Annotated in this window: 8 protein-coding genes; 7 read left to right on the forward strand and 1 reads right to left on the reverse strand. The window is 32.7% G+C overall.

From position 1 onward, the window contains the following. Positions 1–2 precede the first annotated feature (2 nt). From ACE3PD_RS01635 to ACE3PD_RS01665, 7 genes are all read left to right on the forward strand, one after another. Positions 3–833 (forward strand): hypothetical protein, encoded by an 831-nt coding sequence (locus ACE3PD_RS01635; protein WP_374398908.1) that lies wholly within the window; start codon positions 3–5, stop codon positions 831–833. Beyond that, positions 817–2,175 (forward strand): peptidylprolyl isomerase, encoded by a 1,359-nt coding sequence (locus ACE3PD_RS01640; protein ID WP_374398910.1) that lies wholly within the window; start codon positions 817–819, stop codon positions 2,173–2,175. Before ACE3PD_RS01635 ends, ACE3PD_RS01640 begins: the two co-directional genes overlap by 17 nt. Before the next feature lie 95 nt (positions 2,176–2,270). Beyond that, positions 2,271–3,224, forward strand: a complete 954-nt coding sequence (locus ACE3PD_RS01645) for an AAA family ATPase (protein ID WP_374398912.1) — start codon at positions 2,271–2,273, stop codon at positions 3,222–3,224. 39 nt (positions 3,225–3,263) lie between these two features. Next, positions 3,264–4,373, forward strand: coding sequence for an acyltransferase family protein (locus ACE3PD_RS01650; RefSeq protein ID WP_374398914.1), 1,110 nt, complete (start codon positions 3,264–3,266; stop codon positions 4,371–4,373). 280 nt (positions 4,374–4,653) lie between these two features. After that, entirely contained in the window at positions 4,654–7,425 is a 2,772-nt protein-coding gene (locus ACE3PD_RS01655) for a bifunctional aconitate hydratase 2/2-methylisocitrate dehydratase (RefSeq protein WP_374398922.1), read from the forward strand. A 113-nt stretch (positions 7,426–7,538) separates the two neighbouring features. Beyond that, complete coding sequence (locus ACE3PD_RS01660) at positions 7,539–9,803, forward strand: aconitate hydratase (protein WP_374398916.1); 2,265 nt, start codon at positions 7,539–7,541, stop codon at positions 9,801–9,803. 96 nt (positions 9,804–9,899) lie between these two features. Beyond that, the gene (locus ACE3PD_RS01665; RefSeq protein ID WP_374398918.1) at positions 9,900–11,045 is read left to right on the forward strand and encodes a LysM peptidoglycan-binding domain-containing protein; all 1,146 of its coding nucleotides are present in this window, start codon (positions 9,900–9,902) and stop codon (positions 11,043–11,045) included. Between the two features lie 37 nt (positions 11,046–11,082). Here the strand turns inward: ACE3PD_RS01665 and ACE3PD_RS01670 are convergent, their stop codons facing one another. Next, positions 11,083–11,319, reverse strand: coding sequence for a YdcH family protein (locus ACE3PD_RS01670; protein WP_374398920.1), 237 nt, complete (start codon positions 11,317–11,319; stop codon positions 11,083–11,085). Positions 11,320–11,496: the final 177 nt, after the last annotated feature.

An 11,496-nucleotide genomic window follows, 5' to 3' on the forward strand; every position in this document is an offset into this window, starting at 1 on the left:
TAATGTTACTTGCACTATTGGTTTCTTCTTGTGATTATTTCAAAGCGCCTAGAGAACCAAAAGCAATAGCTCGTGTGGGTAAAAGTTATTTATATGAATCTGATATTTTAAATTTGGTTCCAAAAGGAACTTCTAAAGAAGATAGTATTGCTATTGTTAAATCATTTATTGACCGATGGGCTACTCAGAAATTATTGTTCGAAGCTGCTGAGAAGAACATTGGTAAAGACCAAGTTGAGGAATTCAATACGTTAATTGAACAATACAAAGTAGATTTGTATACAAAAGCATATCTTGAGAATCTGGTTATCAGACAAATTGACACAGTAGTAACTGAAGATCAAATTGTAGCATATTACAATAAAAATAAGCAGTATTTCAAGAATTCATCGGAGTTAGTTAAGTTGCGTTATATCAATTTAGTTAAAGAAAATCCAAAATTTGCGAAAATTAAATCAAAGTTTAGTTCCTTTACCAAAAAAGATAGAAAGGAGTTAGAACAAATGGCAGTTCAGTTCAAAAGTTATGCTTTTAATGATTCTATCTGGGTGGATATTAATCAGGTTTATGAAAAAATTCCTTTTATTAATTTAGAGAATAAGCAAAAATATATCTCTAGTGGAATAAATTTTCAATATCCAGATTCTACAACGGTTTGGTTGGTTAAGGTAAATAAAGTATTGCCAAAAGACAGTCCAACACCATTAGAGTTTTTAAAACCAACAATAGAACAAATTATAATAAATAATAGAAAGTTAGAATTAATTAATACAATAGAAAAAGAGATTACCAATGACGCTATCAAAGACAATAAGTATGAAATTTATAAATAAAAAATTCCTTTTTTCCCTTTTCATTTTAGTATCAACCACCGTTTTTGCACAGACAAAACGAGAAAAAGTGGATGGGGTAATAGGAGTTGTAGGAGATTATGTAGTATTGGATTCCGATATTGATTTAGAATTAATTCAATTAAGAGCACAAGGAATTGATACCAAAAATATCACACGTTGTGAATTATTTGGTAAACAATTAGAAGATAAATTATATGCACACCACGCTATTCAGGATAGTATTGTAGTTACAGATGCAGAAGTTAACAGCTACATGAATGAACAACTTGACGCTATGGTTGAGCAAGTAGGTTCGTTAGAAAAAGTAGTTAAGTTTTATAAGAAAAAAAATTTAGAAGAGTTTAAATCTTATTTCTTTGAAATTATCAAAATGAATAAGCTGACTTCTCAGATGCAAAAGAAAATTGTAGATGAAGTTACCATTACTCCTGAAGAAGTTAGAAATTTCTTTAAAGGAATTCCAGCTGATGAAATTCCAACTTTTGGAGCGGAAATGGAAGTAGCTCAAATAGTAATTAAACCAGTTATTACAGAAGATGAAAAGAAAAGAATTGTTGATAAATTGAATGAAATTCGTCAAGATGTACTAAATGGTTCTAGTTTTTTTAGTAAAGCTGTTTTGTTTTCAGAAGATCCAGGGTCAAGTTCAAATGGAGGTTTTTATAAAATTAATAGAAAAACTGGATTTGTTAAAGAATTCAAAGAAGTTGCGTTTAGCCTAGCTGAAGGAGAAATTTCGGAACCATTTGAAACAGAATTTGGATATCATATTATTATGGTAGAAAAAATTAAAGGTCAAGAAGTAGAGTTACGACACATTTTGATGTCTCCTAAAGTTTCAACTCAAGCAATGAAAGATGCTAAAGCTAAAATTGAAGCTATTCGAACAAAAGTATTAAACAAAGAAATTACATTTGCAGATGCTGCTAAATCATCTTCAGATGAAAAAGAAACTAAAAATAATGGTGGGGTATTATTAAACCCAAGAACCATGGAGCCTCGTTTTGAATTAACAAAAATGGATCCTACATTGTATGCTCAGGTTTCTTCTTTAAAAGATGGTGATGTTTCTTTACCAATTTTAGATGAAGAAAAAGGAGGAGGTGCCAAATTTTATAAAATCATTACAGTAAACAATAGAACAGAAGAACATACTGCTGATTTTTCTAAAGATTATTTAAAAATTAAAGAATTAGCTCTTAGAGATAAGCAAATTAAAGTAATTGCAAAATGGAGTGAAGAAAAAATCAAAGAAACTTACATTAAGATTTCAGATGATTATAAAGATTGCAACTTTACTAATAATTGGTTAAAAAAATAAATTGACTAACCCTTTGAGTTTTCAGAGGGTTTTTTATTATTTTAGAGGTTTAATAATTAAGATCAATTTTCCGAATTCTAAATTCTAAATTCAATATGTCAGACGTAGCAGCCATTCAGGAATTAGTTCAAAAACAAAAAGCACTTAAACAAGAAATTGCAAAAGTAATTGTTGGTCAAGACGAAGTAGTTCATCAAATTGTGATGAGTATTTTTTCTGGAGGTCATGCTTTGTTAGTTGGTGTTCCAGGTTTAGCAAAGACTTTAATGGTAAATACTATTTCTCAAGCTTTAGGTTTGAATTTTAAGCGTATTCAGTTTACGCCCGATTTAATGCCTTCTGATATTTTAGGAAGTGAAATTTTAGATGAAAATCGTAAGTTTAAATTTATTAAAGGACCAATATTTTCTAATATTATTTTGGCTGATGAGATTAATAGAACGCCACCAAAAACACAAGCTGCCCTTTTAGAAGCTATGCAAGAAAGAGCGGTTACTGTGGCGGGTCATCATTATAAATTAGATTTACCTTATTTTGTTTTAGCTACACAAAACCCTATTGAGCAAGAAGGAACATATCCATTGCCTGAAGCGCAATTAGACCGCTTTATGTTTGCAGTTAAGTTAGATTACCCAAGTTTTGAAGAAGAAGTGAATGTGGTTAAAGCAACAACATCCGATTTTAAACCTGTGGTAAATGCTTTATTTACAGCTCAAGAAATTATCGATTTTCAGAATGTAATTCGTAAGTTACCCGTAGCTGATAATGTAATCGAATACGCCGTTTCGTTAGTAAGTAAAACGCGTCCCGATAATCCGTTATCTAATGAGTTTGTCAAGACGTATATTGATTGGGGTGCAGGTCCTCGTGCTTCTCAAAACTTAATTTTAGCAGCTAAAACTAATGCCGCTTTCAATGGAAAATTTTCTCCAGATATTGAAGATGTAAAAGCAGTAGCTGTTGGGATACTTCGACACAGAATCGTAAAAAATTATAAAGCAGACGCCGAAGGAATTTCGGAAGACGATATTATTAAAAAGCTGTTTTAAACAGCTTTTTTTATTACTTTAGTAAATCAATAAACAAATTTGGAACCTAATATAAAACAAAGAATCTTTGGTTTAGATGTCTTGAGAGCTATGGCTATTATCATGGTAGTTTGCTCGCATATCCTTTGGATTTATCCAAAAAGTAATGCGTTTATCCCAACATTATTTGAACTTTTTGGATTTTGGGGAGTTGAACTTTTCTTTGTTTTAAGCGGATTTTTGATAGGTTCCATTTTATACAAAACTTTTGTAAACGAAAGTTTTACTTTAAAATCAGTTTTTCATTTCTTAAAGAGACGTTGGTTTCGAACATTACCTAATTATTATTTGGTGTTATTAATCAACATTGGAATCGCTTTTTTTCTTGGTTTTTCAATTGAAAATATCGGAATTTACTTTGTGTTTTTACAAAATTTTGCTTCAAAATCACCTGCTTTTTTTCCGGAATCATGGAGTTTGTCTATTGAAGAATTTACTTATTTACTATTACCATTTTCATTGTTTTTTGTTGGATTAGTTAATGTAAAAAACAAATCAAAAGCGTTTTTATTGGTAATTGTAGCTTTGATTCTAGTTTTCTGGATGAATAAATTTTACTATCATTCCCAACATGCAATTTCGAATTTAACAGAATGGAATTTAAATTTAAAATCGGTTTTGATTTATAGAATTGATGCAATTTTGATCGGAGTTTTATTTGCTTGGATTTCATTAAATTTTAGTGAGTTTTGGAAAAAGTCAAAAACTATTTTTGCTTTTATAGGATTTGGAATTCTATTCTTTTTAATGTTCGGAATTCTTCCTCTGGATTTAACAATCGAACAAAATTCGTTTTTTTGGAACGTTTTGTATTTGCCAATTACTTCAATCGCTTTCGCATTTTTGTTGCCTTTTTTCTCAAATTGGAAAACATTTACGAATCCAATTTTATATCCTATAGAATTAATTAGTAAAATTTCATATTCTATTTATTTACTTCATTACAGCATAATTTTATTACTCTTAAAAACTTATTTTGATACTTCTCAAATGTTAGATTTCGAGCGTCATTTATTTACTTTGGTTTATCTTTTTATCACTTTATTATCATCGTATCTTTTATATCGATTCTATGAAAAACCAATCATGAATTGGAGAGATAAAAGATAATTTTATCACTTCATTTTGACACTATTTTAAAAATGAATATCGTTTTTTGATAATTTGATAAAACTTTGATTTTAAATTACGAATTATTCAATATATTCTTGTTTTAATCATTTTTATTGAAAAATAAATACTAAAATAGAATCTTTATAAATAATAATTCTTTTAATTAGGCCTTTTATTAAAAATTTTTAAATCTGATTAAGATTTATTAAATTTGTGCCACCAAAATATACAACAAACACTAATTAACTTATTTTATAGTATGGCATTAGCTACTGAAATGAATCTTTATAACGAATACATTAAAGAAATCGAAGAAAGAAAAGGTCAAGGTTTGCATCCAAAACCAATTGATAGTGCTGATTTATTAAACGAAATCATTGCTCAAATCAAAGATACAAACAACGCAAATAGACAAGATTGTTTGAAGTTTTTTATCTATAATACATTGCCAGGAACAACTCCTGCTGCGGGTGCAAAAGCCAAATTTTTAAAAGAAATAATTTTAGGTCAAGAAGCAGTAGCTGAAATCACTCCAACTTTTGCTTTTGAATTGTTATCACACATGAAAGGTGGTCCATCAATTTTAGTATTGTTGGATTTAGCTTTAGGAAACGATGAGGCAATTGCGAAACAAGCGGCTGAAGTTTTAAAAACACAGGTTTACTTATACGATGCCGATATGGATCGTTTAAAAGTAGCATATGAAAATGGAAATGCAGTAGCAAAAGACATTTTAGAAAGCTATGCAAAAGCGGAATTCTTTACAAAACTTCCAGAAGTTGCTGAAGAAATTAAAGTAGTAACTTTCATCGCTGGAGAAGGTGATATTTCAACCGACTTATTATCTCCAGGGAATCAAGCGCACTCGCGTTCTGACCGTGAATTACACGGAAAATGTATGATTACACCTCAAGCGCAAGAAGAAATTAAAGCCTTACAAGCGCAACATCCAGATAAATCGGTAATGTTAATTGCTGAAAAAGGCACGATGGGTGTAGGTTCTTCTCGTATGTCAGGTGTAAATAACGTAGCACTTTGGACAGGAAAACAAGCAAGTCCTTATGTGCCTTTCGTAAATTTCGCTCCAATCGTAGGTGGAACAAACGGAATTTCTCCAATTTTCCTTACTACAGTTGACGTAACTGGTGGTATCGGAATCGATTTAAAAAACTGGGTTAAAAAAACAGATGCTAATGGTGAATTAGTTCGCGATGAAAATGGAGAGCCAATTTTAGAACAAGTATATTCAGTTGCAACTGGAACAGTTTTAACTATCAATACAAAAACTAAAAAATTATACAATGGTGATAAAGAATTGATTGATATTTCAAGATCATTCACACCACAAAAAATGGAATTTATCAAAGCAGGTGGTTCTTACGCTATTGTTTTTGGTAAAAAACTACAAACTTTTGCTGCTAAAACTTTAGGAATTGATGCGCCACTTGTATATGCTCCGTCAAAAGAGATTCACAATGAAGGTCAAGGATTAACTGCGGTTGAGAAAATCTTCAACAAAAATGCAGTTGGAACCATTTCAAAACAAGTGTTGCATGCTGGTTCTGATGTTCGTGTAACAGTAAATATCGTAGGTTCGCAAGATACTACAGGTTTAATGACCGCTCAAGAATTAGAATCAATGGCAGCTACTGTAATTTCTCCAATTGTTGATGCAGCTTACCAATCAGGTTGTCATACAGCATCTGTTTGGGATAAAAAAGCACAAGCCAACATCCCGAAATTAATGCAGTTCATGAATGATTTCGGATTGATTACAGCACGTGATCCAAAAGGTGTTTATCATCCAATGACCGACGTAATTCACAAAGTATTAAATGATATTACAGTTGATGAATGGGCTATCATTATTGGTGGAGATTCTCATACTCGTATGTCTAAGGGTGTTGCTTTTGGTGCAGATTCAGGAACTGTGGCTCTAGCCTTAGCAACTGGAGAAGCTTCAATGCCAATTCCACAATCGGTAAAAGTAACTTTCAAAGGAAGCATGCCAGATTATATGGACTTCCGCGATGTAGTTCATGCTACACAAGCGCAAATGTTACACCAATTTGGTGGTGAAAACGTTTTCCAAGGAAGAATTATTGAAGTTCATATTGGAACTTTAACTGCTGACCAAGCGTTTACATTCACCGATTGGACTGCCGAAATGAAAGCAAAAGCATCTATTTGTATTTCTGAAGATGAAACGTTAATCGAATCATTAGAAATTGCAAAAGGTAGAATCCAAATCATGATTGATAAAGGCATGGACAACAAAAACCGTGTGCTTCAAGGATTAATTGATAAGGCAAACAAACGTATTGCGGAAATCCGTTCAGGTGAAAAACCAGCTTTACGTCCAGATGCTAATGCAAAATACTACGCTGAAGTAGTGGTTGATTTAGATCAAATTGCTGAGCCTATGATTGCCGACCCAGATGTAAATAATAAAGACGTTTCAAAACGTTATACTCACGACACAATTCGTCCGCTTTCTTTCTACGGAGGAGATAAAAAAGTAGATTTAGGATTCATCGGTTCTTGTATGGTTCACAAAGGAGATATGAAAATCTTAGCTCAGATGTTGAAAAATATCGAAAAACAACAAGGGAAAGTAGAATTTAAAGCACCTCTAGTAGTGGCTCCTCCAACATACAACATCGTTGACGAATTAAAAGCAGAAGGTGATTGGGAAGTATTACAAAAATATTCTGGTTTCGAATTTGATGATAATGCACCAAAAGCAGTTGCGCGTACAGAATATGAAAACATGTTGTACTTAGAGCGTCCAGGCTGTAACCTTTGTATGGGGAACCAAGAAAAAGCTTCTAAAGGAGATACAGTAATGGCAACGTCAACACGTTTATTCCAAGGTCGTGTAGTAGAAGATTCTGCAGAGAAAAAAGGTGAATCTTTATTATCATCTACTCCAGTTGTAGTATTGTCAACAATTTTAGGAAGAACACCTTCAATTGAAGAATATAAAAAAGCTGTAGAAGGAATCAACTTAACTAAGTTTGCTCCATCGCATAAATTGTTAGTAGGATAATTAAACCTATAATATCAAAATGAAAAGCTCAAGTTTTACTTGGGCTTTTTTGTTTTTATCTGTTCAATTTTTTGTAAATTAGTGGGATTAAATAACAAACAAAATAAATTACTATGGCATTTGATATTGAAATGATTGAAAAAGTATACGCCACCATGGCAGAACGAGTAGATAAAGCTCGTGATATAGTTGGGCGTCCATTGACTTTGTCTGAGAAAATTTTGTATTCGCATCTTTGGGAAGGAATGCCAACGCAAGCTTTCGCAAGAGGTAAAGATTATGTTGATTTTGCTCCCGATAGAGTGGCTTGTCAAGATGCAACAGCACAAATGGCATTATTGCAATTCATGCATGCAGGAAAGAGTAAAGTAGCGGTTCCAACAACGGTTCACTGTGACCACTTAATTTTAGCAAAAAATGGTGCCAAACAAGACTTAGAGTTGGCAAATAAACAATCAAAAGAAGTTTTCGATTTCTTATCATCAGTGTCAAACAAGTATGGAATTGGTTTTTGGAAACCCGGTTCAGGAATTATTCACCAAATCGTTTTAGAAAACTACGCTTTTCCTGGAGGACTGATGATTGGAACTGATTCTCATACCGTAAATGCAGGTGGTTTAGGAATGTTAGCCATTGGTGTTGGTGGAGCAGATGCAGTTGATGTAATGTCAGGCATGTCTTGGGAATTAAAATTTCCAAAATTAATCGGAGTAAAACTAACGGGTAAATTAAACGGTTGGACTTCACCTAAAGACGTAATTCTAAAAGTAGCTGATATCTTAACTGTAAAAGGAGGAACTGGTGCTATCGTTGAATATTTTGGAGAAGGAGCAGAAGCAATGTCTTGTACTGGAAAAGGAACCATTTGTAATATGGGAGCTGAAATTGGAGCTACAACTTCAACTTTTGGTTACGACGATTCTATGAGAAGATATTTAGCGGCAACTGGTCGTCAGGATGTTGTAAATGCTGCAGACAAAGCAGCTTCATATTTAACAGCTGATGCCGAAGTTTATGCGAATCCAGAAAACTATTTCGATCAATTAATAGAAATCAACCTTTCAGAATTAGAACCGCATATCAACGGGCCTTTCACTCCAGATAGAGGAACGCCAGTTTCCAAAATGAAAGCAGAAGCCGAAGCTAACGGTTGGCCAATAAAAGTAGAATGGGGATTAATCGGTTCGTGTACTAATTCTTCTTACGAAGATATGTCACGTGCTGCTTCAATTGTAAGGCAAGCCGTAGCTCACGGAATTTCGCCTAAAGCAGAATTTGGAATCAATCCGGGTTCGGAACAAATTCGTTACACGATTGAAAGAGATGGAATCATTGCCGATTTCGAAAAAATGGGAACCAAAGTGTTTACTAATGCTTGCGGACCATGTATTGGACAATGGGATAGAGAAGGAGCAGATAAACAAGAAAAAAACACCATCGTGCATTCGTTCAACCGAAACTTTTCAAAAAGAGCAGATGGAAACCCAAATACGCATGCTTTTGTAACTTCTCCTGAAATGGTAGCGGCTTTAGCAATTTCGGGTCGTTTAGATTTTAATCCGATAACGGATACATTGATAAATGATAAAGGAGAATCGATAAAATTGAATCCGCCTTTCGGAGATGAATTACCAACTAAAGGTTTTGATGTAAAAGATCCAGGATTTCAAGCGCCAGCAGCTGATGGTTCTAGCGTAGAAGTTGTGGTTTCTCCAACTTCAGACCGATTACAGCTATTAGCCCCTTTTGAGGCTTGGGATGGTAAAAATATTACAGGTGCCAAATTGTTAATCAAAGCGTTCGGAAAATGTACGACAGATCATATTTCGATGGCTGGTCCATGGTTGCGTTTCCGAGGACATTTGGATAATATTTCGAATAACATGTTAATTGGTGCAGAAAATGCATTCAATGGAAAAGCAAATTCAGTTAAAAATCAATTGACAGGAGTTTATGATGAAGTACCAAAAGTACAAAGAGCTTACAAAGCAGCAGGAATTCCTTCCATTGTTGTTGGTGACCATAATTACGGAGAAGGTTCTTCACGTGAGCACGCAGCTATGGAACCACGTTTCTTAGGTGTAAAAGCGGTTTTAGTAAAATCATTTGCTCGTATTCATGAAACGAATTTAAAAAAACAAGGAATGTTGGCCTTAACGTTTGCAAATGAATCAGATTATGATAAAATTCAAGAAGACGATACAATTAACTTCTTAGATTTGACAGAATTTGCACCAGGCAAACCATTAACTTTAGAATTTGTTCATGCTGATGGTTCTAAAGATATAATTTTAGCGAATCACACTTATAATGAAAGTCAAATTGGATGGTTTGTGGCAGGTTCTGCTTTGAACTTAATTGCAGCAGGAAAAGCGTAATTTAAATTTAAAATAATGTTAAAACTCCCTTTTTAAAGGGAGTTTTTTTTATCTTGCGACCATCAATTAGCTACAATTCATCTAAATTAATTCTAAATGAAATTATTCCAAACTATAACTTTTTTTCTTTTCTTCAGTAGTGGTGTTGTTTTTTCTCAAAAGACAATTAAACATACAGTGGTTTCGGGTGAATCCATTTATTCCATTGCAAAAAAGTATGATGTTAGGGAATCTGATATTTATGAATTAAATCCAAAATCGAAAGGTACTTTACTACAGTTAAAAACTGTTTTGTTAATTCCCAACAGAAAATCAAAATCAAAGAGTAATAAAGAAGTTTCTTCATCTAAGAATGCTACAGAAACTCATATAGTTGAATCGGGTGAATCACTATATAAGATTGCTAAAAAGTACGATATCAGTTTAGAAAAATTAAAAGAATTAAATCCAGATATCAAGCCTGAGTCGATACAAATTGGAGATAAAATAGTTGTTTCTGCAAAAAAAGTAAAAGAAGCTCCAAAAGAAAAAGAAACTCCTAAAGAAAATAAGCCTAAAGAAACAAAAACAGTAGTTGCTGAAGTATCCAATCCAACGAACATGGATGCTAATTTATGTACGGATGAATTAGGAAATAAGGTACACACCGTAGCCAAAGGCGAAACTTTATATAGACTTTCAAAAAAGTATAAAGTTAGTGTGAAGGATTTAGAAGAAATGAATCCTGAAATTATTGCTAATTTACCAATCGGATATGAAGTTGTAATTAAAAAAGGAGATGGAGAATTAGCAAAACATCAAAATGAGATTGTAAGTAGTCCTAAAGATGTTGAAGAGCTTTCTCCAGAAAATATGTCTAAAGCCGAATTCTTAATTGCGAAAGCTTCGCAACACATTGGAACTAGATATAGAGGTGGCGGAACTACGAGTGCTGGTTTTGATTGTTCCGGTTTAATGTTTTCTACTTTTAAACATATTGATATGACTTTGCCTCGTTCTTCAAGCTCAATGGCAGTTGGTGCGGGTTATAAAATTGATAGGAGCCAGGCTCAAAAAGGCGATTTAATTTTCTTTACAACCAATGGTAGAGGAAGTATCAATCACGTGGGAATGATTACCGAAATTAACGGCGATGAAATTAAATTTATTCATTCCTCAGTGCAGGCTGGAGTTATAATTTCATCTACGGAGGAACCTTATTATAAAAGACGCTTTGTTCAAATAAATCGAGTTTTAGAATAGCTAAATAAAAAGCCACAATTTAATTGTGGCTTTTTATTTAATTGTTTAGTAAGAACTGATAAATTTCATCTTTTATTCTAACTCTTTCTATTCTAAGGCTGTTTAATGCATCATCAGAAGCTGGATCTGAATCAGTTTCAATTCTATATATTTCATGATCTAATTCATCATATTTGTCAAATAAATTTTTGAAGTGATTATCATTTACTTTTAAATCATGAATTTTTGCTTCAAATTCTGGAAAATCTAGTGTTAATTGGTGTTTTGTAATCATAGGGTTGGTTTTTAAATTTCTATACTCAAATTTACCAACACTACTATCCGAAAGTTTTTCAAAAATAGAAAAAAAACTTCTGTATCCCTTTGTTTATATGCTTAATTTTGTTTGATTGATAAAATTATCTGTTGAAAAAATGTTTTTTTCTGGTGGTTTTTCAGCTTTTTTTACAAT

The organism is Flavobacterium sp. (assembly GCF_041911335.1).
Taxonomy (GTDB): domain Bacteria; phylum Bacteroidota; class Bacteroidia; order Flavobacteriales; family Flavobacteriaceae; genus Flavobacterium.